General features: G+C 45.8%; 28 protein-coding genes. 24 read left to right on the forward strand and 4 right to left on the reverse strand.

Translation table 11 applies throughout. From position 1 onward, the window contains the following. Nucleotide 1 precedes the first annotated feature (1 nt). The 6 genes from ACQ4M5_RS33755 to ACQ4M5_RS33780 all read left to right on the forward strand — a co-directional run bounded on the left by ACQ4M5_RS33755 (nt 2) and on the right by ACQ4M5_RS33780 (nt 8,386). Nucleotides 2–2,506, forward strand: coding sequence for a CHAT domain-containing protein (locus tag ACQ4M5_RS33755; protein WP_430680198.1), 2,505 nt, complete (start codon nt 2–4; stop codon nt 2,504–2,506). Between the two features lie 70 nt (nt 2,507–2,576). Then, a protein-coding gene (gene prfB, locus ACQ4M5_RS33760) for a peptide chain release factor 2 (protein ID WP_430680199.1) occupies nt 2,577–3,690 on the forward strand; the annotation gives its coding sequence in 2 pieces (ribosomal slippage) (nt 2,577–2,648 and nt 2,650–3,690; 1,113 coding nt in all). 429 nt (nt 3,691–4,119) lie between these two features. Further along, on the forward strand, nt 4,120–5,523 hold the full coding sequence (locus ACQ4M5_RS33765) for a DUF2252 domain-containing protein (RefSeq protein WP_430680200.1): 1,404 nt from the start codon (nt 4,120–4,122) through the stop codon (nt 5,521–5,523). Between the two features lie 4 nt (nt 5,524–5,527). Then, complete coding sequence (locus ACQ4M5_RS33770; RefSeq protein WP_430680201.1) at nt 5,528–6,469, forward strand: transglutaminase family protein; 942 nt, start codon at nt 5,528–5,530, stop codon at nt 6,467–6,469. 50 nt (nt 6,470–6,519) lie between these two features. Then, nucleotides 6,520–8,112: a cryptochrome/photolyase family protein gene (locus tag ACQ4M5_RS33775; protein ID WP_430680202.1), complete on the forward strand. Its 1,593-nt coding sequence runs from the start codon at nt 6,520–6,522 to the stop codon at nt 8,110–8,112. Continuing rightward, complete coding sequence (locus ACQ4M5_RS33780) at nt 8,075–8,386, forward strand: hypothetical protein (RefSeq protein ID WP_430680203.1); 312 nt, start codon at nt 8,075–8,077, stop codon at nt 8,384–8,386. Before ACQ4M5_RS33775 ends, ACQ4M5_RS33780 begins: the two co-directional genes overlap by 38 nt. On the opposite strand, the gene ACQ4M5_RS33785 is transcribed toward ACQ4M5_RS33780, so the two are convergent. Together ACQ4M5_RS33785 and ACQ4M5_RS33790 are read right to left on the reverse strand one after the other, a co-directional pair. Continuing rightward, the gene (locus ACQ4M5_RS33785; protein ID WP_430680204.1) at nt 8,374–9,465 is read right to left on the reverse strand and encodes a spore photoproduct lyase family protein; all 1,092 of its coding nucleotides are present in this window, start codon (nt 9,463–9,465) and stop codon (nt 8,374–8,376) included. The genes ACQ4M5_RS33780 and ACQ4M5_RS33785 overlap by 13 nt on opposite strands. Before the next feature lie 412 nt (nt 9,466–9,877). Next, the gene (locus tag ACQ4M5_RS33790) at nt 9,878–10,357 is read right to left on the reverse strand and encodes an Lrp/AsnC family transcriptional regulator (protein ID WP_430680205.1); all 480 of its coding nucleotides are present in this window, start codon (nt 10,355–10,357) and stop codon (nt 9,878–9,880) included. A gap of 82 nt (nt 10,358–10,439) precedes the next feature. Between ACQ4M5_RS33790 and ACQ4M5_RS33795 the strand changes: the two genes are divergently transcribed. The 5 genes from ACQ4M5_RS33795 to ACQ4M5_RS33815 all read left to right on the forward strand — a co-directional run bounded on the left by ACQ4M5_RS33795 (nt 10,440) and on the right by ACQ4M5_RS33815 (nt 14,405). Continuing rightward, nucleotides 10,440–11,303: an EamA family transporter gene (locus tag ACQ4M5_RS33795; protein ID WP_430680206.1), complete on the forward strand. Its 864-nt coding sequence runs from the start codon at nt 10,440–10,442 to the stop codon at nt 11,301–11,303. 164 nt (nt 11,304–11,467) lie between these two features. Further along, nucleotides 11,468–12,064 carry a hypothetical protein gene (locus ACQ4M5_RS33800; RefSeq protein WP_430680207.1) on the forward strand — a complete coding sequence of 199 codons (597 nt, stop codon included), beginning with the start codon at nt 11,468–11,470 and terminating at the stop codon, nt 12,062–12,064. A gap of 80 nt (nt 12,065–12,144) precedes the next feature. Beyond that, a complete protein-coding gene (locus ACQ4M5_RS33805) occupies nt 12,145–12,462 on the forward strand; it encodes a DUF4258 domain-containing protein (protein WP_430680208.1) in 318 nt (105 codons plus the stop codon). A 2-nt stretch (nt 12,463–12,464) separates the two neighbouring features. Beyond that, nucleotides 12,465–12,683: a YgiT-type zinc finger protein gene (locus ACQ4M5_RS33810; protein WP_430680209.1), complete on the forward strand. Its 219-nt coding sequence runs from the start codon at nt 12,465–12,467 to the stop codon at nt 12,681–12,683. A gap of 243 nt (nt 12,684–12,926) precedes the next feature. Beyond that, the gene (locus ACQ4M5_RS33815; RefSeq protein WP_430680210.1) at nt 12,927–14,405 is read left to right on the forward strand and encodes a CoA-acylating methylmalonate-semialdehyde dehydrogenase; all 1,479 of its coding nucleotides are present in this window, start codon (nt 12,927–12,929) and stop codon (nt 14,403–14,405) included. Here ACQ4M5_RS33815 and ACQ4M5_RS33820 read toward each other — a convergent pair. Beyond that, a complete protein-coding gene (locus ACQ4M5_RS33820; protein ID WP_430680211.1) occupies nt 14,402–15,079 on the reverse strand; it encodes an FHA domain-containing protein in 678 nt (225 codons plus the stop codon). The genes ACQ4M5_RS33815 and ACQ4M5_RS33820 overlap by 4 nt on opposite strands. 121 nt (nt 15,080–15,200) lie before the next feature. Continuing rightward, a complete protein-coding gene (locus tag ACQ4M5_RS33825) occupies nt 15,201–15,503 on the reverse strand; it encodes a hypothetical protein (protein ID WP_430680212.1) in 303 nt (100 codons plus the stop codon). Here ACQ4M5_RS33825 and gvpA point away from each other — a divergent pair. The 13 genes from gvpA to ACQ4M5_RS33890 all read left to right on the forward strand — a co-directional run bounded on the left by gvpA (nt 15,502) and on the right by ACQ4M5_RS33890 (nt 26,015). Next, on the forward strand, nt 15,502–15,720 hold the full coding sequence (gvpA, locus tag ACQ4M5_RS33830; protein WP_009768191.1) for a gas vesicle structural protein GvpA: 219 nt from the start codon (nt 15,502–15,504) through the stop codon (nt 15,718–15,720). The genes ACQ4M5_RS33825 and gvpA overlap by 2 nt on opposite strands. A gap of 110 nt (nt 15,721–15,830) precedes the next feature. Continuing rightward, a complete protein-coding gene (locus ACQ4M5_RS33835) occupies nt 15,831–16,766 on the forward strand; it encodes a hypothetical protein (protein WP_430680213.1) in 936 nt (311 codons plus the stop codon). Between the two features lie 23 nt (nt 16,767–16,789). Then, nucleotides 16,790–17,947, forward strand: coding sequence for a gas vesicle protein GvpN (gvpN, locus tag ACQ4M5_RS33840; protein ID WP_430680214.1), 1,158 nt, complete (start codon nt 16,790–16,792; stop codon nt 17,945–17,947). After that, complete coding sequence (locus ACQ4M5_RS33845) at nt 17,944–18,333, forward strand: gas vesicle protein (protein ID WP_430680215.1); 390 nt, start codon at nt 17,944–17,946, stop codon at nt 18,331–18,333. The genes gvpN and ACQ4M5_RS33845 overlap by 4 nt, the downstream gene beginning before the upstream one ends. Nucleotides 18,334–18,370: 37 nt before the next feature. Then, complete coding sequence (locus tag ACQ4M5_RS33850; RefSeq protein ID WP_430680216.1) at nt 18,371–18,718, forward strand: single-stranded DNA-binding protein; 348 nt, start codon at nt 18,371–18,373, stop codon at nt 18,716–18,718. Nucleotides 18,719–18,732: 14 nt separating this feature from the next. Further along, a complete protein-coding gene (locus ACQ4M5_RS33855; RefSeq protein WP_430680217.1) occupies nt 18,733–19,182 on the forward strand; it encodes a gas vesicle protein K in 450 nt (149 codons plus the stop codon). Between the two features lie 9 nt (nt 19,183–19,191). Next, nucleotides 19,192–19,929 (forward strand): GvpL/GvpF family gas vesicle protein, encoded by a 738-nt coding sequence (locus ACQ4M5_RS33860; protein ID WP_430680218.1) that lies wholly within the window; start codon nt 19,192–19,194, stop codon nt 19,927–19,929. 1 nt (nt 19,930) lies between these two features. After that, on the forward strand, nt 19,931–20,161 hold the full coding sequence (locus tag ACQ4M5_RS33865) for a gas vesicle protein GvpG (protein WP_430680219.1): 231 nt from the start codon (nt 19,931–19,933) through the stop codon (nt 20,159–20,161). A 29-nt stretch (nt 20,162–20,190) separates the two neighbouring features. Beyond that, complete coding sequence (locus ACQ4M5_RS33870; protein ID WP_430680220.1) at nt 20,191–20,817, forward strand: DUF2301 domain-containing membrane protein; 627 nt, start codon at nt 20,191–20,193, stop codon at nt 20,815–20,817. Between the two features lie 71 nt (nt 20,818–20,888). Further along, nucleotides 20,889–22,145, forward strand: a complete 1,257-nt coding sequence (locus ACQ4M5_RS33875) for a serine/threonine protein kinase (RefSeq protein ID WP_430680246.1) — start codon at nt 20,889–20,891, stop codon at nt 22,143–22,145. Further along, on the forward strand, nt 22,145–23,515 hold the full coding sequence (locus ACQ4M5_RS33880; protein WP_430680221.1) for a serine/threonine protein kinase: 1,371 nt from the start codon (nt 22,145–22,147) through the stop codon (nt 23,513–23,515). The genes ACQ4M5_RS33875 and ACQ4M5_RS33880 overlap by 1 nt, the downstream gene beginning before the upstream one ends. Nucleotides 23,516–23,525: 10 nt before the next feature. After that, nucleotides 23,526–24,659 carry a DNA-processing protein DprA gene (gene dprA, locus ACQ4M5_RS33885; protein WP_430680222.1) on the forward strand — a complete coding sequence of 378 codons (1,134 nt, stop codon included), beginning with the start codon at nt 23,526–23,528 and terminating at the stop codon, nt 24,657–24,659. Nucleotides 24,660–24,716: 57 nt separating this feature from the next. After that, on the forward strand, nt 24,717–26,015 hold the full coding sequence (locus ACQ4M5_RS33890) for a hybrid sensor histidine kinase/response regulator (RefSeq protein WP_430680223.1): 1,299 nt from the start codon (nt 24,717–24,719) through the stop codon (nt 26,013–26,015). Nucleotides 26,016–26,020 lie beyond the last annotated feature (5 nt).

Raw genomic sequence — 26,020 nt, forward strand, 5'->3', positions numbered from 1 at the left:
AATGAAACGAACTATACAATTGAGATATTGGCTAAAATCATTAGCTGTACGGCTTTGTTTGTTCATTCTAACTTGCAGTTTGATTGTGGTTTTTCAACCGCTGATCGTTACAGCATCAGTACGATCGCAAGGAATTCAATTCTATGAAGCAGGACGATTTCAAGATGCGATCGCACTTTGGCAGCAAGCCGCTCGAACTTACGAAGCGAGAAACGATCGAGTTAATCAAGCTCTGAGTTTGAACTATCTTGCATTAGCACTACAAGAGCTAGGAGAGTTGAAACAGGCAAACCAAGCAATTTCTGAAAGCTTAGAATTGCTCGATCGTGCAAATAGTTTGTCAGTTCGAGCACGAGCTTTGAACACTCAAGGAAAGCTATTTTTAGCATTGGGACAGTCCGAAAAAGCGATCGCTTCTTGGCAAGCAGCAGAGGTTGCATATCAACAGAGCGGAGATAAACTTGGCGCGATCGGCAGTCAGATTAATCAAGCTCAAGCGCTTCAAACTCAGGGATTAGTGCGACGATCGCAGTTCATTTTAGAATCGGTAACTCAACAATTAAAGACGCAACCTGCATCAACGCTGAAACTTGCAGCAGTACGAAATCTGGGAATTGTTTGGCAAGTCATAGGACAGTTAGACAAAGCGAAAACAACGCTAGAGGAAAGTGTCTCGATCGCAAAACAGTTAAACAGTCGAGAAGAAATTAGTGTTTCGTTGTTTAATCTTGCCAACGTAGTGCGATCGATGGGTCAAATTGAAGCTGCATTAGAACAATACAATCAAGCTGCAAAACTAACGAATCTTCCACAAACGCGCTTAGGCATTCAAGTCAATCAATTCAGCGCATTAGTTAAATTGCGAAATTGGCAAGCAGCAAAAACAGTATTGGAACAATCAAAATTAGAACTACAAAAACTATCACCGAGTAGACAAACAATTTATGCAAGAGTCAATCTATCGAATCATGCAATGAAGAACTTGCAGCAGTTTTCCAATCGGGAAATTGCCGAAGAGTTAGTGATCGCGATTCGAGATGCTCGAACGATTCAGGATTTGAGAGGTGAATCTTATGCGATCGGGCAATTGGGACAGCTTTATGAACAATCTGATCAGCTTCAAGAGGCACAGAAATTAACCGAACAAGCTTTGTCTTTGTCCTATCGAATTGATGCAAGCGATATCGCTTATCGGTGGCAGTGGCAACTTGGACGATTGTTTCGACAGCAAGGAAATCGAGAAAAAGCGATCGCAGCTTATCAAGAATCGGTTCGATTGCTCAAATCACTCAGAGCCGATTTGGTCGCAACTAGCCCAGACTTACAGTTCTCATTCCGCGAATCGGTAGAACCTGTATATCGAGAATTTGTTAGCTTGCTCGTTGATCAGCCAAACCAGAAAGATTTGCAGACTGCACGAGAAGCGATCGAGGCATTACAACTCGCAGAACTAGAGAATTTTTTACGATCGGCTTGTTTGGAAGCGAAAACCGCACAGATTGATCAAATTGATACGAATGCAGCCGTGATTTATCCGATCATTTTGCCCGATCGCTTAACAGTAATTGCATCGTTACCAGGTCAGCCCCTTTCAGTACACAATACACAACTGCCAAAAGGTCAGGTTGAAAACACACTAGAGAAAATGCTAGAAACACTGAATCCAATTGCTTCTAACGAAGAAAGATTACAGGTTTCTAAACAGATTTATCAATGGCTTATTCAACCGATCGTAAAAGATCTAGAACAAAATCAGATTAAAACTTTGACATTTGTTTTAGACGGAACCCTGAGAAATATTCCGATCGCAGCGTTACACGACGGAGAACGCTATCTAATTGAAAAATATACCGTTGCGATTACACCAGGACTTCAGTTAGTGGAACCAAAATCACTCACTCAATCCGAACGGCTTAAAGCCTTAGTGGGCGGATTGACCGAAGAGCGACAGGGCTTTACTTCGTTGCCAGGAGTTGCCAGAGAAGCGGCTCAGATTGCCAGCAAATTGAATACTCAAATTTTTCTCGATCGCAAATTCACCAAGCAAAATCTACAAGAAAGCATTGAAGAGTCGCAATTTCCTTTAGTTCACCTAGCCACACATGGGCAATTTAGCTCGAAACTGAGTGATACTTTTTTGCTAATGTGGGACGATCGATTGACGATCGAAGGTCTACGCAATCTGCTAAAGTCACGAACCGATAAAACCCCGATCGAGCTTCTAGTCCTTAGTGCTTGTGAAACCGCAGAAGGCGATCAACGCGCAACACTGGGACTCGCAGGTTTGGCAGTGCGATCGGGAGCGCGGAGTACCTTAGCCACCTTATGGGCAGTCAACGACAATTCGACTGCGGACTTGATGACGGAATTTTATCGATCGTTATCAGAACAACACACGAGTAAAGCAGAATCGCTGAGACAAGCTCAATTAAAGTTGTTGAGAAATCCGAACTATCAGCATCCATACTACTGGTCGCCATTTATTCTGATCGGAAATTGGTTGTGATGGCAAAAAACCACTCGAATCTGCGCTTCAATCGCTACAATCGAGTATGCCGATTTAATTGACAGACTGTATGGATACTAGCTCGCTCAAACGAGATGTCGAATTGCTCACGTCGCGCCTGGGTAAAACTCAGGACTATCTTTGACGTTCCTGCTCTGACTGCGAAAATTCAAGACTTAGAGCAAGTCGCCTCTCAGCCTGAGTTCTGGGACAACCAATCCAAAGCTCAAACCGTTTTACAAGAATTAAACGAGTACAAATCTCACCTCGAACAATTCGATCGATGGAAATCCGATCTCGCGGATGCCGAAGCGACGATCGAACTGCTCGAACTCGAAGCCGATCAGTCCCTACTCGAAGAAGCCGAAACTAAGACCGCTCAACTCAAGCGCGATCTCGACCAGTGGGAACTCCAGCAAATGCTATCTGGAACCTACGACAGCAAAGGCGCGATTCTTACGATTAATGCGGGCGCAGGCGGAACGGATGCTCAAGACTGGGCGGAAATGTTGCTGCGAATGTACACTCGCTGGGGCGAATCACATGGCTACAAAGTGCATCTGATGGAAATGTCCGAAGGAGACGAAGCGGGAGTAAAATCTGCGACGCTCGAAATTGATGGACGCTATGCTTATGGCTATCTCAAAATGGAGAAGGGAACACATCGACTCGTGAGAATTTCGCCATTCAACGCTAATGACAAGCGCCAAACGAGCTTTGCAGGCGTGGAAGTGATGCCCATGATTGATCTTTCGGTACAGTTGGACATTCCCGAAAAAGACCTCGAAATCACGACTTCTCGTGCTGGCGGTAAAGGGGGGCAAAACGTCAACAAAGTCGAAACTGCGGTGCGAATTGTGCATAAACCAACCGGGGTCGCCGTTCGATGTACGGAGGAGCGATCGCAGCTTCAAAACAAAGAAAAAGCCCTCGCGATTCTCAAAGCAAAGTTATTGATTATCGCTGAAGAACAACGTGCAAAAGAGATTGCTGAAATTCGGGGAGACATGGTGGAAGCGGCTTGGGGCAACCAGATCCGTAACTATGTGTTTCACCCCTATCAAATGGTTAAAGATCTCAGAACCAATGTTGAAACCACTGCGGTACAGGACGTGATGAATGGTGAACTTGACCCGTTCATTGAAGCTTGTTTGCGGCAGGAGAATCAGTTGGTTGAAGCATGATGCGATTCGATCGAGAGTTTGAATGCTCTGGTGTTTGCCTCTTAACTCCCATTTCTTAGAATCTCCTGAGAGCATGTTTGAAAAGTATAAAAAGCTTCCTTGCTCCGTTCCATTTCGCCCCGGACTGGAAGTCGGGGCTATCGGTGCGAAGCCCTTTGAAAAGGGCTGGAAATTCTACTGAATATGGCTTTCAGTCCCCTTCAGTGGACTTCGTTCTGTTAGCCCCGACTTCCAGTCCGGGGCGGTTCATGCAATGAATGATACTTCTCAAACATCCTTTGATAGTTAAGGAACTTAAGAGGCAAATGATCGAATTGTAGAAATTCTTGAACTTCTTCCCTCGCTTGAAATAGAAGCGCCTACACTTCAGATATTGCGAATCTCATTGGGTTTGCTATCTTTGTTGTGCCCCACTGCGTTCAGTCAAGGATGTCTATCTCCACACTCTCCACCCACGCTCATACCCGTTCAGTTCGCGATCGCATTGCTGCCGGAAAAGCATTGCGCCAAACTCTCAAACGCTCTGAACTCGGAACCTATCAAGTTTCACCCACAAGAGAAGACCCGATCGCGATTTTAGAAGCTCAGGCAGAAACTCGCGTCCCCGATTTAGTCCCAATTCGATACGCTCGAATGTTGGCTTCTCCATTCGCGTTTCTCAGAGGTTCAGCCGCTGTAATGATTCAAGACATTGCTGCCGCTCCAATGACGGGGATCAGAGTGCAAGCTTGTGGCGATATGCACCTATCGAACTTTGGATTGTTCGCCTCAGCGGAACGGAATTTAGTCTTCGGGATCAATGATTTTGATGAAACCTATCCAGGCGCTTGGGAATGGGATTTGAAGCGATTAGTGGCGAGTGCAGTGGTCGCAGGGCGATTCTTGGGTGGCGATCGCGAAATCTGTGAAGAGACCGTGAGAGCGATCGTGTCCTCTTACCGCCAACACTTGTGGGACTATGCAGACTTAGGCTATCTCGACCTGTGGTATGCCGATGTGGATGAAGCTGAAATTCTTCAGAAATTACCTGCTGAATCTCAAAAAGCCGCGATGCAGATTGCCGCAAAAGCCCGTCAGCGCAATCATCTTCAAGTTTTAGAGAAAATGACGAATTTGCTTGATCCAGAAGAGCACATTATCGAATCCCCTCCATTGATCACTCGTGCGGCAACGCTAGGAACTGAGAAAACGGTGCTTGAATCACTGGAACAATTAATGCAGAGCTATTTTGCCTCATTGACTGGCGATCGACGATTCTTAGTCTCGCGCTATCACATTCTAGATGCGGCTCGGCAAGTGGTTGGAGTCGGAAGCGTTGGAACTCGCTGCTGGATGGTGTATCTGCAAGGCAAAGATGTGAATGATCCCTTATTCTTGCAAGTTAAAGAAGCTCAGCGTTCAGTATTAGCGCCTCATGCGGAAATTGCTTCGAGTCATACCTTGCCCGATGATCATCAAGGGCGGCGAGTTGTCGTTGGACAGCGATTGATTCAAGGTGCGCCCGATATCTTGTTAGGCTGGGGTGAACTTCACGGCATACAGTACTATGTGCGTCAGTTACGAGATATGAAAGGTGGAGTGAAGCTAGAGCCGAATAAGTTTCGAGTGGAAAGGCTCCCAAACTATGGAATCTTGTGCGGTTGGGCGTTGGCGTTGGCTCATGCGAAGTCAGGTGATGCTGCAATGCTGGCGGGCTATGTGGGCAAGAAAGAAGCGTTAGACGATGCGATGGTCAAGTTTGCTGAGGCGTATGCTGACCAAACCGAGCGAGACTATGATTTGCTTGTAGCGGCAGCCCGTCAAGGTCGCATTCCAGTTGCAGAAGAGTATTAAAGCTATGAGTATTATTTACGATTTAGAACATACAACAACTTATCGCTATCGGAATCCCGTCACGTTTGGGGAACATCGAGCAATCTTTTTACCCAGTATCGGCTATGGCGGACGAATTTTGAACTATTCACTAGAGACCAATATTCCATGCAAAACCCGCTGGATGATGGATACACTCTCGAACAATGTGGCAGTGCTGGAATTTAGCGAGCCTGCAAAGGAATTGACCGTGACTTATCAAGTTCAAGCAGAGCACTTTGGTATTCCTGCGATCGCTGATTTTCCCCTCGATTCCCGCGCTGAAGAAATCCCCGTCCAGTACACTCCAGATGAATGGAATGATCTTTCTGTGTTCATTCGTCCTCACACTGAAGATCCAGAGGGTCAGCTTGCGGCTTGGACAAAACGCTTTGTGGCGGGTGATCAAGATAATACGCTAGATGTTTTACAGCGAATGATGGATAGCATTAATCGCACTTTGACTTATGAAGCACGAGAAGCAGAAGGAACACAGAATCCCGCTGAAACTTTGCGCCTGCAATCCGGAACTTGTCGAGATTATGCTTGGTTGATGGTTGAAGCTCTAAGACGATTGGGATTAGCTTGTCGTTTTGTCAGTGGCTATCTTTATGATTCTGCTTTGGATGGGGGTGAAGTTGGTATGACTGGATCAGGAGCGACTCATGCTTGGATGCAGGTTTATTTACCGGGAGCGGGTTGGAGAGCTTATGATCCAACGAATCGAATTACAGCAGGATTTGATTTGATCCGAGTTGCGATCGCCCGTCATCCAGGACAGGTGATTCCCCTTTCTGGCTCTTGGTTTGGAGAGACTGGAGATTATCTCGGAATGGATGTGAATGTCTCGATTCGTAAGCTCGGAATGATTCCTGAATTTGAAGCGGCTCCGAGAGTGCCAATGGTTGTGTCTAAAGAGGGACGATAGACTCTTGTTTTATTGCGGTAGGATAAATCTTTGTTGAGCGAAGAACAAAGATGAAAACTGGAGTTTGGGTGCTGGGCGACCAGCTTTGGACAGGACAATCTGCACTACAGAGTTGCTACGACGATCGAGAAAATACGCCTGTCTTTTTTATTGAATCGCTCAATCACGCTCAACAGTTACCCTATCATCTTCAAAAGCTGGTTCTAGTTTGGTCAGCGATGCGCCATTTTGCTGAAGAACTGCGGCAAGAGGGCTGGACTGTTGAATACACAGCCTCGATCGATTTTCAAACGCCTTTGCTGCATTGGATTGAGAAGCATCAGATCACAGAATTGCGGATCATGTCTCCCGTCGATCGACCCTTTAGAAAATTGATTGAATCGCTCGATTTAGGCTGCACCGTTACCTTCACACCGAACAATCGATTTATTTGGGAAGATCAAGAGTTTGTAGACTGGGCGAAAACTCGGAAACGCCTTGTGATGGAGGATTTTTATCGCGAAGGTCGGCGACGGTTTAACATTCTCATGGAAGGAGATCAACCTGTAGGCGGAAGATGGAACTTCGATCGAGAAAATCGCAAACCACCCAAAGGTAAGCTCACTCTACCTGAAGCACTTTGGTTTGAGCCAGATAGTATTACTCAAGAAGTCATTGACTGGCTCAAACAATCTCCATTGTTCAAAGACAGCCAATCGTATTGGGAGATCGAGCCTTTCCAGTGGGGAGTGACTCGGAAACAGGCTTTACAAGTTCTAGAGTTTTTCATCGAAACTCGATTGTCCGATTTTGGTCCCTATCAAGATGCAATGGTCACGGGAGAACAAACAATGTGGCACGCAATGTTATCGCCCTATCTCAATATTGGCTTGTTGCACCCTTTAGAAGTTGTGCAAGCGGCTGAACAAGCTTATTACAAGAATCGAGAAAAGTGGCAGATCAATAGCATTGAAGGCTTTGTGCGACAGGTGATCGGATGGCGCGAATATATGCACGGGGTCTATGTTTACATGGGCGAAGATTATCCCGATCGCAATTATTTCAATCACTCGAATCCGCTTCCCGGTTTCTACTGGACAGGTGAAACGAAAATGAACTGTCTAAACCATATTTTGAAGCAAGTAAAAGAGACTGGATATGCTCATCACATTCAGCGATTGATGGTTCTGAACAACTTTGCTTTGATTGCAGGTATTTCACCTCAAGAACTGCAAGATTGGTTTCACACTGCCTTCATTGATGGATATGACTGGGTGATGCAAGCGAATGTAATTGGAATGGGACAGTATGCCGATGGTGGAATGATGGCATCGAAACCGTATGCGGCTTCTGCAAACTATATCAACAACATGAGCGACTACTGTAAGCCTTGTGCCTACAATCCGAAGCGCCGCACTGGAGAAGATGCCTGTCCATTTAATTTAATGTACTGGGATTTTCTCGCTCGACACTACGACAAGCTAAAACCCAATCATCGAATGTTCCAGATTATGGCAAACCTAGAGCGAATCTTGCCTGAAGAACTAGAGCAGATCCGCCAACAGGCAGAACAATGGCGCAACGAGAACTTACATACTGAATATCGTTTGCCTTCTACGCCCCAACATGGATCGCCTGACGCAACTCCGCAATCAGTATCTTGAACTTACAAACCGGGAACTTCCAAGCCTTGCAAGCGATCGAAAATTCCCGGTTCAATACAATCATTGTTTTCAGCGGATTATTCTCGATAATCTCTTCGATCGCTGTTGGTATGAAGTGCTAGAGCGTAAACGCATTCCTGCTTATCAGCAATTGAGCGAGGAACAGTTAGAAAGAGCGATCGCACTTGCTAACCAGATCATCGCTCAACCGAATTCATACCTTGAGCAGCTTAACCAAAATAGCCTCAAATGGCGCGGACATCAGAACGCATAGCGAATGTTGCAATACGGTAAGCGCTCGTGTAGCAACTCCGTCAAACCGTCTACTAACGTCCCCTTAAATCCGCGACGATAGCGAACATTCTTGCCGCCCGTCTGCGAAAACTTGACTTCCTGTAAATCCGGTCGCCAGAGGAGTGCTTCTCCTTGTGGATGCCAGCCTAGATTAACCTCGTGCAGCTTATCATTGTGCGTAAGGAAAATTACTTCGGCTTGCAGTTGGGCTTTGGCTCGATCGCTTAATATCTCATCTAACTGCTCAAACAATTCGGAATAGTCCTCAAGCCAGTTCTCGTCATAGATCACAGGTGCGAAGTTGACATGCACCTCGTAACCCGCGTCTACAAAGTCGTTGATAGCAGCGATACGATCGTCGATCGTAGAAGTGCGAATATCAACGATCTGCGCTTTCCTCTGCGGCATCAAACTAAACCGAATCCGTGTCTTCCCTTGCGGATCGTAATCAAGCATTGCCCGATTCACCCGCTTGGTTGCAAAGGTCGCCTTCGCATTCGGCAAAGTCCGAAACAGTGCGATCAAATCCCTCACGTTATCGCAAACGGCAGCATCAACTGAACAATCACTATTCTCGCCAATCTCATAGACCCAATACTGCGGATCAACCTGATTCGGCTCTAGCTTCATACCTTGCTTGGCACTATGCCGCGATAGATACCGCTGAATCTGCTCAATGTTCACAAAAGTCGTAATCGGATTCGCGAAACCCTTACGCCGAGCAACATAGCAATAGCTGCAAGAAGCCGCACAGCCATTTGCGTGAGAAGGTGCAACGAAATCTGAGCTACGGCAATTCGGACGGGCTTGAAGCGACTTCTTGACACCCAGGACTAAGACCGATCGCTTAATTCGATTCCAATCACTAACCGAATCCGAATTGCCATTCAACTCTGGAATCTGCCAATGAGAAGCAACCTCAATCCGAGACGCTTCGGGGTGCTGATCAAAAATCTCTTGAGCGCGAGGATAGTCTAAAACCGCAGGTTCAAAGTAAATCTCTCGAATGTTGAGCAGACGATTTAACTCGTCGGTGGAATGATGAAGTGATAAAACCAAAAGACAACTCTGCCGATTCGTTAACTTCACTGTAGCGAACTCTCCTCCGCAATTCAGTAGGGGAATCCGATGTTAAAGGTCGTGAATGTGGTTGAACGGGATCTTAAGCAGAATAGTACAAGCTCTCTTTGAGAAGAAATACGGAAGTTTTTGGTCTAATTCCCCTGCCCAGGGTTAATATGCAGAACATGAGTCGGTCTAATGTTCCAAATTCCGGTATTAGGCAGAAAAAGTCGGTCTAATTCCCTGATTTGAGATGTTATGCCGACTCCCAGCAGTCTAAATCACCATGACGGGATGTTATGCTGACCATTTTCGGTCTAGTATCCAGATTTGGATGATTAGTCGGAAAGAGTCAGTCTAATAAATAGTTATGCGGCTTCGTTTTTAGGTATTGGCGGTAATTGAGAGGCTATCTGTTTTCGCTAAGTGGCGGTAGTCGTCGCTGAACGGGTGATGATTGAATCATCGAGGTGTTGGTTTGAGCGAAAGGAATAATCTGATCGATAACTCGTTCTAAGTCATCAGCAGATCGTAGGTGGGCTTTTGCGATAAAACAGTCATCTCCAGTAATGCGATCGCACTCAACAATTTCTTCGATTTCAGCCAGCAAAGCCACAACTTTCGGCATTAGCCCAGGCAAGGGACGAATCCGAATATAAAACGCTAAAGAATAGCCCAGCAATTTTGGATCGACCTCGATCGTAAAAGCTTGAATCACACCTAACTCCTCTAATCGGCGCAACCGCTCAGAAACACTGGGAGCAGACATATTGAGGGATCTCGCTAAGTCAGCGATCGAAGCTCTGGCATTAGCCTTTAAAGCCTGAAGAAGCTGAACATCTATATCGTCTAACTTGATGTCTTGCAATCGAAGGCTTTTTCTATTCATTTCCTCTGTTCTTTAGGCACTTACGCTATTTTGCCTTGATTTTACTATATAAATTGCAGAAATGTGCCGCTAACATAGGCACATGAAACTATTAAGATCTATTTCGTCCCAAGCTACGTTAGCACCGCCGCAACTTTGGTTCGTGGTTAGTGCCATATTTCACTACCTGGGTCCATCATTCGCGGTGCTGCTATTTCAGTCAGTCGGCGTACTCGGTGTTGCATGGTTTCGGATTGCAAGTGCAGCCGTTATTTTCACACTCTTGACTCAGCCCTGGAAGACCTTTCGTTCTGCGAATCGTCAAGGTGTCATTTTGTTATGTTTACTCGGTGCTTGTCTCGCTTTGATGAACAGCACATTCTACCTGGCAATTGATCGTCTCCCTTTGAGCTTGGTTGCTGCGATCGAGTTTACAGGCACGATTGTTATTGCTCTATTTGGTTTAAGATCAAAAGCTAACTTTATTGCCCTACTTTTAGCAGCAGCAGGAGTATTCATATTGACCAATATTCGTTGGTCTAGCGATCCACTAGGGCTGTTTTACGCTATTGTCAACGGATTATTATTTGTGATCTATGTAGTCCTTGGTCATCGAATTGCACGTCAAGGTACAGGTGGGGTAGGTCGCCTTGGAGCAGCAATGATAGTTGCATTTGTAGTAGTAATGCCAATCGGATTCACTGAGGCAATGACTGCATTCTCTCATCCGATGCTAATTCTTGCAGGTATTGGCGTGGGCATTTGTTCTTCCGTGATTCCCTATGTTTGTGATCAGCTTGCTATGTCTCGGCTACCACGGAACACATTTGCGTTAATGTTAGCCTTACTACCTGCAACCGCTACGATTATTGGTGCAGTTGTGCTACACCAGATTCCAACGCTACGTGATATTGTTGGGGTTGCGATGGTGATGATCGGTGTAGCAATTCACAGGCCAGCAAATTAGAATTGACGGCTAGGTTCAAGTCTATGCCAGCCGCATAACAATTCGCTTGCACCCGACCGTTGAAAGTTGCTCGGTTGGAGTTCAAGGTTACTAGCGGCGGGTGAAGCGAACCGTTATACGGCTGTCAGCGCCTGCAAAGAATTACTTGAAGTTTTCACACAACTATGAATGAATCTGAAATGCAGTTGTTTATCAGAGAGCATGGAGAGAGTGCAAGCAGCTTTGCAGATCAGGCACTACGTCTTGGATACATCTACATCTTTCCCGAACCCAATTTTGGGGTGGCAGAACAGGCAGCGCTGAGAAATCTGATGCGATCGCGTTCTAGTTGGGCAAATTATGTTGCTGACTTCAAAGTGTTTAGAAAGCCCATGTACAGAGGATTTAGTAAAAATTCGATTCGCAGAGATGAGATTAATTTTCTATTTGAATTCAGCAAAAATGCTTATCCTGATAGCAGCATGGCATGGGCAACTCTGGGAGAAACTTCTTGGGACGAAATAGCAATCTTTCGGAAAGCTCAGGCGATTAGCCACGATGATTTTAGAGATTGGCTCGCGAATAATCTACTAACTAATTTAGAAGATCGATCTCAGCAAGATGAGCTTACAGTTGTTCTGAACGCCATTCTGCCTGGTTTAGGAAATGAGGCATACCAATATTGTATGGTCGATGATAACAACGAAAATTGCGATTTTGCGCCATATTTCTTTATTGGAAAAACTCTGGTAGTCATGATTGCAAGAAAATGGGAGCTATAAGCAAGAAGATTGCTAAACATCATAATCGCGATGGTAGTAAAATAAATCTCACGTGAATTCAAAGTTGTGAGCGGTTAGTTTTGACAGACAGCATTCTACGGCAAGTTCAAGAAGCAGCGGACAAACGACTGTTGTTCTTACCTCATACAATTAGGCAGATGTCGCGCCCTGATCGCATGATCACCACAACTGAGGTTGAAGCAGTTGTCAAAACAGGTGAGGTAATCGAGGACTACCCAGAAGATACAAGAGGGCACAGTTGTCTTATGTTAGGATTTGGGCAAGAGGATCGAGCAATCCATGTAGTCTGTGCCCCAAAGGACAAATATTTGGCTATCATTACAGCATATTTGCCTGATCCTAATCAATGGACACCAGATTTTAGAGGGAGGCTGTAAGAATGGAATGTTTATGCTGCAAAGCTCAGATGCGGCGTGGAACTGCCCCATTTACGATTGATCGGAATGGTTATCGTGTGTCGTGGGACAACATTCCAGCTTGGGTTTGTGATCAATGCGGTGAAGTTCTGTTTGAAGCTCGTGAAGTTGATTTGATCCAAGAAGCATTAGCTGGCTTAGATCGGGAGACAGCTACATTAGTTGGTCAGTCGGTGCGGTAGCCGTATAACAATTCGATTGCAGCGGACGAGTAAGGTTCTTCGTCTATCGTTCCAGCGAGTAAGGTTCTTCGTCTATCGTTCCAGTGCTACTCGTCGCCGCTGAATCGAACCGTTATCAACCTGAGAAGGTCAGAGTGATTACAGAGCGCTTATGCGACAAAGATATTTTCTGCTATGGTTCAAGAATGGTTTGCGTCTTGAGTGACCAATAAGGCATGATCGAATCAAGAGTGAGGAAATCCTATGACGCAACCTGCTTCGATCGTACAAAATTACATCAACGGTGAATGGTCTACTCCGAATGCTGAAAATTATCTAGAAGTCATCAATCCTGCCACGATCGAAGTTCTCAGCAAAGTTCCACTCTCTCCTGCTACAGAAGTCGATCGTGCCGCCAATGCCGCCCAAACCGCTTTCTCTGCCTGGAGAAGAACCCCTGCCACCGAGCGCGTTCAGTATCTCTTTAAACTTAAAGCACTGCTCGAAGAACACTACGAAGACATTGCCCAAACGATCACGCTTGAATGTGGAAAGACGATCGCAGAAGCAAAAGGCGAAATGCGAAGAGCGATCGAGAATGTTGAAGTCGCTTGCGGTATTCCCATTCTGATGCAAGGGTATAACTCTGAAGATATTGCTCGCGGCATTGATGAACACATGATCCGGCAACCGTTGGGAGTAACGGCAATTATCACACCGTTTAACTTTCCGGGAATGATTCCGTTTTGGTTTATGCCGTATTCGATCGCTTGTGGTAACACCTGTATTATCAAGCCTTCCGAACGTGTTCCTCTAACAATGCAGAAAATCTTTCACTTAATCGAGCAAACAGGCTTACCAAAAGGCGTTATCAATCTCGTGAACGGTGCAAAAGAGGTCGTAGATGCCTTGTTAGATCACCCCACGATTCGAGCCATTAGCTTTGTTGGATCGAGTCCAGTGGCTAAGTATGCGTATAGTCGGGCGGCTGCGAATGGGAAACGATCGCAGTGTCAAGGAGGAGCAAAAAATCCGGTGATTGTTCTGCCCGATGCGGACATTGCAATGACCACGAAGATTATGGCGGATAGTGCCTTTGGATGTGCTGGACAGCGGTGTTTGGCGGCATCGGTGGCGATTACAGTCGGAAGTGCAAAGACCACTTTTACAGATGCGATCGCAGAAGCGGCAACGACTCGACAAATAGGATTCGGACTTGATTCTGGGGTGCAAATGGGTCCGGTGATTACCGATCAAAGTAAGACTCGAATCGAAAGCATCATTGGGCAAGCTGAAACCGAAGGAGCAACCGTTTTAGTGGATGGTCGATCGCCGAAAGTTTCTGGCTATGAAAACGGTTACTTTGTTCGACCTACGATTTTGCAGAACATTGATCCGGCTGGAGAAATTGCTAAAACTGAGATTTTTGGTCCGGTCTTAAGTTTGATTCACTTGGATTCGATCGATGATGCGATCGCGCTTGTAAACCGCAGTCAATACGGAAACATGGCATCGCTCTTTACTTCCAGTGGTGGAGCCGCCAGAAAATTCCGCTACGAAGCCGAAGCGGGAAATATCGGAATCAACATTGGAGTTGCGGCTCCGATGGCGTTCTTTCCGTTTAGCGGTTGGAAAGAGAGCTTTTTCGGAGACTTGCATGGACAAGGATGGCAAGCGATCGAGTTTTTCACTCAAACTAAAGTGATTGTCGAACGCTGGCATGATTGGACACGACAGTTCTAATCAGCTTTATTCAGATTGAATGAGATCTCTTCGTTCAACTCTGAGAAGTCGATAAACTCACCGTTTCGGGTTTCGGCATTCTTTAATCGAGCTAAAACTTCAGGATGTAGCGCTTCTGTGATTCGCTCTTGACTACTCACAAAGAAGAAAAAGCGAGTACTACCCACACAGACACAATCGCCATCCTGAAGTTTTTGACGTTGTTGAACTCTCACACCATTGATATAAGAGCCGTTCATGCTGTTGAGATCAATGAAGTGAAAGCCATCTTGCCGATAGAGAATCACTGCATGACGACGCGATAGTTTGCGGTCTTGTAAAGGCAGCGCTGCCGATCGATTTCTTCCGATCGTCCAAACCATTTGTGGTTGTTTCAAGGTCATTGATTCCTGTTTCAGCAGATTTGTGATTAAACAGGTTTGATCGCCGTTCACAACGCCTTGAACATAGCGAGGTTTCGCATCAGGCATTCCGGGCGGCGGCTCGATCGTGACTTGGGCATCGCGCTCGATCGTCAAAGTCGGACTTTTGGCGATTTGCTGTTCTTCAGGATTTTCCGCATCAAGTTCTACTTCGAGTTCTTCCCAGAAACCAGCCAGCGCATCGGGGGATTGATTCGCGGCAGCGGAAAGGATCGAAGCGCGGTCGTCGGGGCTATGAAATTCTTGCTTCATGAGGATTTCCTCAAATCAGGATGCAATCCGGGGGTGGTGTATTGCCCCTAGATTTCCCCCAAAAGATAGATTTTGCGACTTTAAGGATCTTGATCTCAATCACATCAATGATCGCCACCATTCAGAATGATTCAGACAGCATAAAACGGTTTTTCGCATCTAGGACAATCACACGAGTATCTGAGTACTTTCCACAGCAGGATTGAACAAAATTTGTTCCAATCCTGCCCGTCCCACTTGTCACTAGCAGCCGTTTTAATTCCACCATGCCATCAATATCCGTAAAACTGCGGGAATAAATGTTGTCCAGCGATAAATCTTCCGTGATTGTTCTTGATAGTTCTGAATTGTGCCTGTCTATCTTATGCACAGGAAGCATAGAACATGCGACCCGATTCAACCACACCAATACGGAAATCATCATGGCTGTTGAAAAAGTAAACTCTTCGTCTAGCTTGGCAGAAGTGGTCGATCGCATTCTTGACAAAGGAATTGTGGTCGATGCTTGGGTTCGTGTTTCGCTCGTAGGTATCGAATTGCTGGCGATCGAAGCTCGTGTCGTGATCGCATCGGTCGAAACCTACTTGAAGTATGCAGAAGCAGTTGGTTTGACTGCTCAAGCGGCTGTTCCTGCTGCATAGAGATCGATCGCTGAGTGATCTTGCTCAGCGAAACCGCCACACTGGGGGAATTGATCGATTCCCCAGTTTTTTGAACTTGTAAATCGCGCGATTTAACTTTATTAAAAGCTATGGCTTTCAAAGATTCCTGGCAACAACAGCGGCAACTTAGACTGCAACAGGTTGAGCAACGTCGCCAAGCGGTCACGCTCCTGCTTCAAGACACTTACAAACAACGTCAGACCAAAGCTTCTCAACTCCGGGGCGATCTGAGTCTGTTTCGTGAATCGCTTGCGTATGATGGCAGTATCCGACGTGAGCAGCTTCAAACCTATTGTGAAACGCTGCATCAGCAAACTCAAGAATTTTTAGCGATCGCACATGCCGATCGTGAATTGATGTCGCAACAGTTAAAACACGATTTGCAGTCTTTCCGAGCTACATTAACTGCAACCGTTGAGTCACTAAGACAGCAAATCCAAGCTGATGTCCAACAATTACAGCTAGAAACGCGATCGCTCTTAGAAGAAGCTGAGCAATCCCGCATCAAACAACAAATTCGCCTCGTCCGTAACTTATCGATTTTCGTTGATAATCTTCGTGCTGATGTTGCAGAGTTTCTAACGGATGCTGCTCTGGAACGCCAAGAAAAAGCACTTCAAGATAAACGCGATCGTAAAGCTGAACTCGATTGCTTATTTGCTGGTTTTGCAGAATTCCGATCGCAACTCAAAGAATTCCGCTCAGACCTATCCCGCACCGTCTGGGGAGAGCAAACTTCCTCCCCACTCCCCACTCCCCACTCTTCAAAGCCCGAAATTAAGAAGCCCGAAACTAAAAGTCCTTCCGGCTTGAAAGTCATTCCCCCAGTCAAACCTACTCCCGCCCCAAAATCCGACGAAGACAAGATTTACGAATACATAGAAGTTATGCAAAGCGTTCGTCTTACCGAGATCGAATCTGCATTGGGCATGACTCGTATTCAGGCGGTTGAAGGACTTCGATCGCTGATTCAACAAGGCAAAATCACGCAACGCGATCGCCTTTATCTGATTTCCACTAAATAAATACAAGTAAGGAGTTTGCCCCCGTGACCACTGTACTAAGAGCCAGCCCCCGCCGCTTTGTCAGCACTCCCGCGATCGAACGGATTGCAGCCCGCGCTTTGCGTTATTTGCAGTCCGGTTTTTCTGTGCATTTGCGCGGATGTGCAGGAGTGGGAAAAACAACTCTCGCGCTGCATCTAGCCGATCTGTTAACTCGTCCGATCATGCTGATGTATGGCGATGACGACTCGAAAAGTTCGGATCTCATTGGCGCACAATCGGGATATACGCGAAAGAAAGTCGTAGATAACTTCATTCACAGCGTTGTCAAAGTCGAAGACGAAATGAAGCATACTTGGGTCGATTCGAGATTGACCTTGGCTTGTCGAGAAGGCTTCACGCTGGTGTATGACGAATTTAATCGATCGCGTCCTGAAGTGAATAATGTTCTGCTCTCGGCATTGGAAGAGAAGCTATTAGTGCTACCACCGACGAGCAATCAGACTGAATACATTCGTGTAAATCCTCAGTTTCGGGCAATTCTCACCTCGAATCCAGAAGAGTACTGTGGTGTACACTCGACGCAGGATGCTTTGATGGATCGCTTGGTGACGATCAATATGCCAGAACCGGATGAACTGACTCAGCAAGAAATTGTGATTCAGAAAACCGAGATCGATCGCATCAGTGCTGGTTTTATTGTTCGACTGGTGCGATCGTTCCGTCAGAAAACCGGATCAGACAAAGCATCAGGATTACGATCGTCGTTAGTGATTGCTAAAGTCTGTCAAGAGCACAATATTCCTGCGATGCCTGAAGACGCAGACTTTCGGGATATCTGTTCAGACGTGTTGCTGTCGCGAATTGGAATTCCCTTAGAAGATGCGACTAAGATTCTTTGGGAAATGCTCAATGAATTCATCGGAGCAGTGGAATTGCCGATCGCAGAACAAGTGGTAGAACTTCTAGAAGACTTGCCAGAAAGTTCGATCGACCAAATCGCTGAAACTCTGACTCAAGAACAGCAAATTTATCGATACTTAGTGCGATCGAATGGTGCTGGACTTTCAGATATTGAAAGCGAATTCGCCATTGCTCGAACAGAATTATTAGAAGCGCTGAGAGCCTTGACGATTCAGGGACTTGTGATTCATCGCGATCGACGATTTTATGCGGTTGAACCTCTGGAGACAGAAACGTGAATACCCCCACCAAGAGCATTCAGAAGACCATGCCCACCGCGACGGGTTCATCCTTAGCGGACGTTTTAGAGCGCGTTTTAGACAAAGGAATCGTGATTGCTGGAGACATTTCGGTTTCCGTTGCTACGACTGAACTTCTAACCATTCGGATTCGACTCTTGATCGCGTCGGTTGATAAAGCGAGAGAGATGGGGATCAACTGGTGGGAAAATCACCCTTACTTCAGTGCCCCATCGAAAGATTTGGTCGAGACGAATCAAAAATTGCTCGATCGAATTGAAGCGCTCGAAGGTCAATTGGCAGCCGTTCAGAAAGCGATGCCGAAGAAGTTGCCACAGAATTTACCACAATCGAATTCTTTAGAATCGCTGCTCGAAGATTTGTAGCATAATAGCTATAGATCAAATTTACTAATTGACTTCCATGAACGATGACACCCTAAAAGAGTTGCTGATTGTCCTCAAAGTGCTGGCAGGCAGCAATCCCCCAAATTGGCAGCGTCCGTTGAAGAATTACAAAGACTTCGACTGGTCAAAAATTGGGGCAACTCCAATTAGTCAGGATACACATGGCGCGACCAAAGTGGTTTGGTGTGGTCATGTTTACACTCGTCGGAGTGGGGAAAATCGGAAGTTTGGAGCGGCGATCTGGTTCTCGCGGGCGAATGGTAAAGGTGAAGGAGATGAAACAAATTATCTCAAGCTCATCACCTTCAAGGATTCAGCCGATGCGGAATCGTTGCCAGATTATGTGGTGCGGAGTTTGCGTTAAGGAGTTGATCGATCGTGCCCCCCGAATTTTCCAATCAATTGACTACACCAAAATCGAATAAAGCTGGACTCGCGCCATTGTTACTGACATTGGTGGAATTGATTCGCCAATTGATGGAAGCGCAAGTCATTCGGCGGATGGATCGGGGGGAGATTAGCGATCGAGATCTCGATCGAGCCGCTGAAAGTCTCCGCAAATTAGAGGAACAAGTCATCCACATCTGCGAGATTTTCGAGATTGATCCGGCAGATTTGAACATTGACTTGGGCGAAGTGGGCACGTTATTACCGAAGACTGGAGGGTATTATCCCGGTGAAAAATCGTCGAGTCCAACCATTTTGGAATTGCTCGATCGCTTACTCAACACAGGCGTTGTTCTTCAAGGCAATGTTGATCTCGGATTGGCTGATATCGATTTGATCCACGCCAAACTCCAGTTGGTTCTGACTTCTAAGCCCCTATAAGCCCCTAACATGAGCAATCTCTATCTCTACGGAATTTTTCCCGCACCCGGTCCTCAAGATCTGGAACTTCAAGGACTCGACCAAAAGCCCGTTCAAACCGAAATCGTGGACGGATTCGTATTTCTGTATTCTGAAGCGAAACAAGAGCGCTATCTTGCCAGCCGTCGAAATTTGTTGGGACACGAGAAAGTCTTAGAACAGGCGATGCAAGCGGGATATCGGACTCTTTTACCGCTTCAGTTTGGATTAACGATCGACACTTGGGAAACGGTTTCATCTCAACTGACTGCCCCTCACGCGGATCATCTCAATCGCCTGTTTGAAAAGCTCTCTGGTCATCGAGAAGTCAGCATCAAACTTTTCTGGGACAGTGCCGAAGAATTACAGGCACTCATGGCGGAAACTCCTGAACTCAAAGCACAGCGAGACAGTTTGGAGGGGAAAACACTCAGTATGGATGAAATTGTCCGAATCGGGCAAGCCATTGAGAAAGCGATGAGCGATCGACGCGATTCGATTATTTCTGCATTCCAAGCTGCACTCAATCCGATGGCGCTTGAAATTGTAGAAAATGATTTGCTCACTGAAGCAATGATTTACAATGCAGCATACTTAATTCCTTGGGATTTGGAATCGGAATTTAGTCAAAAAGTGGAATGGCTCGATCAGCAGTTTGAGGGACGCTTGAAGATTCGCTACAACAATTTTACCGCTCCCTACAACTTTGCACAGTTCGAGCGGGGTTAACATGGTTCTACGTTTACTATTTGCGCCTGTCACAGGACTCGGTTGGATTGCAGAACAAATCCAAGAACGAGTTGATACTGAACTCGATCAAACCGAGAATTTGAGTAAGCGTCTTTTGGCGTTACAGCTTGCCTTTGATATGGGCGAAATCTCGGAAGAAGACTTTGAAGTGCAGGAAGAAGAATTGTTACTTGCAATTCAAGCGCTCGAAGATCAGGAAGCTGAGGAGTAGCATAGAAGAGTCGTTTTCTCGATTGTTCTATGCAAACTCAAGAGTCGATCGTCTATCAAGGACAATTTGGATCATTCACGATCGAGGTTCACGATCGCCAAAGCGTGATTCTTTATCGGAGCGGACTCGCGATCGCGGCTTTGAGTTTTGCGATCGCGACTGGACTTGCTTTCGGACAAAATCTGTTCTGGATTACGCCGATTTATTTTCTGTTTTGGACTGCATTAGGAGTCAGTCTATTTACGATTCATATCTATCTGAAACCATTACATTTGGCGCTTCAGGCGTTTTGGGCGATCGGGGGAATTACTTCGATCGTGCTTTTATTTGTCAGTTCTGAACCACTCGCTTTATATATTTATCAGCATCCGATCTGGATTTTTGGAATTGGATTTACCTTCGCAGCATTGACTGGAATCTTTTTCAAAGAGGCATTTTGTTTCGATCGATTTGAAACAAAACTATTAACTCCGATCGTCCCGGTATTGTTACTGGGGCATTTAGCTGGTTGGTTGCCTTTACTCTGGGAGCAAGCATTGTTAGGGGCTTGGGCAGTTCTATTTGCTGTTTTCGCAGTTCGCAAACTGATTCAACCGATCCCGCCAGATATCGGAGATAAGAGCGTTTTTGAGTATCTGAAGCAGAAACACTCTTGAGTGTCACAGTTACAGTTCTCAATCCGAATGTGAGCGGCTAGACTGGGAGCAATTTTTACGCCCCTGCCGTGATGGATACTCTACACGATCGATACGAAATTCGGCATCAGTTAGGAAAGAAAGCTGGACGACAAACCCTTTTGGCATTCGATCTCATCACTCAACAGCAAGTCATTCTCAAGCTTCTGACCTTTAGTGCAGATTTTGTATGGGATGACCTAAAACAATTTGAACGCGAAATCGAAACTCTCAAATCGCTGACTCATCCAGCAATTCCAACGTATTTAGATTCGTTTGAACTGAACAGCCCAACTCAGAAAGGCTTTGTGTTAGTTCAGAGCTATTTGGAAGCACCATCGCTTGAAGAACATTTGCAAGCTGGACGAGAGTTCGGTGAAATCGAAGTAAAACAGATTGTGAAATCGCTGCTCGAAATCTTGCGAGATTTGCACGATCGACATCCACCTTTGATTCACCGAGACATCAAACCCAGTAACATTCTGCTTGGTAAGTCTCCCAGTAAAGTTTATCTGATCGATTTCGGCTCAGTTCAAACGCTGGTGAATCAAGCTGGAAAAACGGTGACTGTCGTTGGAACTTACGGCTATATGCCACCAGAGCAATTTGGAGGAATTTCGACTCCCGCTTCTGATTTGTACAGTGTGGGAATGACTGCGATCGCGCTTCTTACAGGCACTCATCCCGCTGATTTGCCTCAAGATAATTTTCGCATTCAGTTCACGCCTCGCAGCCCGATTACTCAACATTTCATAGATTGGTTACAGCAAATCACCGAGCCACATCCGAATCAGCGCTTCATTTCCGCAGAACACGCTTTAAGTGCGCTGAATGCTCCGATTGAGCGATCAACTTATTCTAAACCAGCCACGCCGAACTTTCTTAGAGATGCACTGGTAGACAGCGTTAGGATGAGCATCAAAGCAGCGACGGTTTCAGCAGCGATTGGAACAGTCTTTGCAATGCTTATGTATGGTCTACCCGGATTAGTATTTGGCGCATTCGGGTTCAGCATTAGCGTGGTCTGGGGAATTGCAGTTGGAACATTGAATGGCTTGATTGTGGGAACGATTAGCCAACTCAAGTTCTGTTCACTAAAAAACTCGAACAATCATCAGATCACAGTGGCAGTTGTAAGCGTATTCAGCATCTTCGTGATCGGCTTACTCGCTTTTACTGCAAAACCCGTTGACAACTACTATTCACCTAACTTCCGTTTGCCTACACTTCCCGCAATTATTATCACTGCGATCGCTGTACAGTTTAGCAATTATGAACTGGTCCAAAAGTGGTACAGGAGAAAGCGTTAATGATTCCCAAGCTTTTAGCAGAACGCTATGAAATTCAACAGCAATTGGGAAATCAAACTGGGAGAAGAACATTCTTAGCACTCGATCGACAAACGAACAGTCAAGTGATTATCAAAGTTCTACTCCTTGGAGATGACTTCGAGTGGCAGGACTTAAAGCTATTTGAGCGAGAAGCTGAAATTCTAAAAACGATCGATCATCCTGCAATTCCGCGTTACTTAGACTATCTAGAGCTACAAGAGCCAAACGGATTTGCACTAATTCAAACTTACATCGAAGCTCGATCGCTAGAAGCTCATCTTAGATCTGGACGAACATTTAGTGAAACCGAAGTCGAAACTTTAGCACGATCGCTTCTCGCAATTCTAAGCTACTTGCACAATCACACTTCGCCGATCATTCATCGTGACATTAAACCGAGCAATATTCTATTAAGCGACGATCGTACTGCTCATTCACCTGGTACAGTCTATCTAGTTGATTTTGGTTCAGTTCAAACGATCGCAGCTCAAACAGGCGGAACAATTACGATCGTTGGAACTTACGGTTATATGCCGCCTGAGCAATTCGGTGGACGAGTCAGCGCAGCATCTGATCTCTATAGTTTAGGTGCAACTTTAATCTATCTACTGACTGGAAGACATCCCGTAGAACTACCGCAAGAAAATTTTCAGATTCAATTTCGATCGCTAATCAACATTCGTCCTCAGTTCGCAGACTGGTTAGAGTGGATGACAGAACCTGCTCTGAATCGGCGTTTTACTTCGGCTGATGAAGCATTAAACGCATTAGATGAACCGCGTCCAAGAACGATCGCTGCTCCCATCCTTCGGACTCAACCTGCACCGACCAATCGAATCTCAACTAACGCCAGTGCGGACACTCTAAACATTCAGATTCGTCAGGAGAATGGAGAGTTTTTGGCACAGGCAGTTCTTACCGTTACGACTTTGATCGTATTTTGGATGACGATCGGTGCGTTCTGCGGATTTGGAGTTTCTGCATCTATAGTGCAATCGATGTTATTGGGAATTGGCGCGATCGCATCATTCATCCTGATTCCAATTCTCAAAAACCAAGAATTCACCCTTACACCGACAAAGCTCTATTGGAAATCAGTCCTCTTTGGCTTGAAGTGGAATCGCATTAAACCCCTCTCAATATCTTCGATTCGGCACATTATTCTCACCTATCAACAGGTGAGCGGTGTGCGCCAAGCTATCAAACTCACTATTGTTTCAAGAAATAGGCAGATTACAATTGACGATCGACAATTGACCAGTGCCGAACTTGTTTGGATTTCGCAACAACTCAGTCAATGGTTAAGAATTCCGATCGCAGAATCCGGGAATACTGAACAAACGTTTTGAGGATGGATTCTTGAGTGACGATCGTGCATTTTGGTTAGCCTGGTCAAAAGTTCCGGGTGTTGGAGCCGTTTTACAAAAAAGAATTTATACGGAGTTTGGCAGCTTACAAACAGCTTGGACAGCAACACCAGAAGAATTAGAAACTGTTGAAGGAATTGGTCAGCAAAGCGCGATCGCGATCTGCCAACATCGGAATAAATTGAATGTCGATCGCATTCTTAAAGATCACGAATCCCAGAATTTTCTCACTCCTGCCGACTCGGACTATCCTCAGTTACTCGCTGAAATTCCTGATCCGCCTCCAGTTTTGTACTATCGTGGACAGATTGAATTGATGCGAGACCTCGATCGCCAAAGTGGAATTGCGATCGTTGGAACTCGTGAACCTTCAGAGTATGGCAGACGTTGGACACGCAAACTCAGTACAACACTGGCACAGCATGGATTTATCGTGATCTCTGGACTGGCAGACGGCATTGACGCTGAAGCTCATCGGAGTTGTTTAGACGTTGGAGGGAAAACGATCGCAGTCCTCGGAACGGGTGTCGATCTCGTGTATCCTCCGAAAAATCGCCAACTGTATCAGCAGTTATCAGAAACAGGACTGGCTCTGAGCGAATATCCAGCGGGAACACAACCCGATCGAACTCACTTCCCTCGTCGAAATCGGATCGTCGCAGCCTTATCGCGGGCAGTCTTAGTCATCGAAGGGTCAATCAAATCTGGAGCGCTGATTACTGCAAACCTGGCAAATGAGTACGGACGAGATGTTTACGCACTTCCTGGCAGTTTGGACAATCCGAGATCAGCCGCTTGTCTAAGCCTAATTAGCAAAGGCGCACAGATTATCTTAGGCGAATCGGAATTGATGGAGCATTTAGGCACGATTCCAAAGTTGGATCATGCAAAACAGATAGCGTTACCCTTGATCGATCTTGCCCCCGATCTGGCAGAGGTATTGAAGGCAATTTCTGCGATCGCTCAACAGTCGAACTATCCCTCGGCTCCCTTCGATTTGATCGTGCAAACCACAGAAATGCCCACTTCAACCGTATCAAGTTCGCTCTTGCAGTTAGAATTGCTCGGACTGATCGCACAAGTTCCCGGAATGCGCTACCAAATTCAAGAAGTCACTTTACAATAAGCAAAAGTTTTCGACGATTAGAAAATTCTCACGTTGCTCTACTTACTGGTTGATCGCATGACCGTACCTCTAATTCTGATTGTGGATGACAATGCCACCAATGCACGAATTCTATTTGATGTCTTGGAGGAAGCAGGATATCAACCGCTCGTCGCAAAAAACGGCGAAGAGGCGTTGAGCCAATTGGAGACCATTGCTCCAGATTTAATTTTGTTAGATGTAGTCATGCCTGGACTAGATGGATTCGAGACCTGCGATCGCATTCAGTCAAATCCTAAATTTCAAGAGATTCCGATTATTTTTATGAGTGCGCTGGCTGATGTGGGCGACAAAGCAAAAGGACTCAAACTCGGTGCAGTCGATTACATCACAAAACCGTTTCAGCCAGAGGAAGTGCTTGCCCGTGTTCAGACTCATTTGAAACTGCGACAGCAAACTCGGCAATTAAAGGAACTTAACGATCAGTTAGAACAACGAGTAGAAGAAAGAACAGCAGAATTGTCTCGATCGTTGGATGAACTACAAGCCGCGCATCTTCATCTCATTCAGCGAGAAAAACTGTCTACACTGGGTGAACTCGTATCGGGAATTGGTCACGAGATTAATAATCCGCTGAATTCGATCGCAGGAAATCTCGCTCACGCTGAACAATATGCACAGGATTTAATTAGCCATTTGCAGTTATATCAACGCTATTATCCCGCTCCAGTAGATGAAATTGTTCAAGATGCCGAAGAAATTTCACTGCCATTTTTGACGACAGATTTGGTGAAATTGCTTAATACGATGAAGATCGCTGCGGATCGAATTACGCATATTAGTCGATCGCTGCGAACGTTTTCCCGTAGCGATTATGAAAACACGATCGATCTTCAAATTCAAGACGGATTAGATAGTACGCTGTTACTTTTACAGCATCGACTCAAAGCGAATTCGTATCGTCCAGCCATTCAGATTGTTCGAGATTACACAGAACTGCCCCCGATCGCTTGTTTTCCAGGACAGCTAAACCAGGTTTTTATGAATCTGTTGGCAAATGCGATCGACGCGATCGAGGAATCCAATCGAGATAAAACCTACGCTGAAATTCTGGAGAATCCGAATCAAATCTATATTGCGACAGAACTGAAGCCAGAAACCGTCTTAATTCGGATTCGAGACACTGGCGTTGGAATGTCAGAGACAGTACAGGAAGAAATCTTCAAGCCGTCATTCACGACTAAACCTGTTGGGAAAGGAACCGGATTGGGACTCGCGATCGCGTATCAAATTATCGTCGAAAAACATGAGGGAAGCCTGACCTGCAACTCTGCTTTAGGAAAAGGAACAGAATTTACGATCGAGCTTCCCCTTTGAATGAT

This window comes from Leptolyngbya sp. AN10, assembly GCF_050565645.1.
GTDB lineage: Bacteria > Cyanobacteriota > Cyanobacteriia > Leptolyngbyales > Leptolyngbyaceae > Leptolyngbya.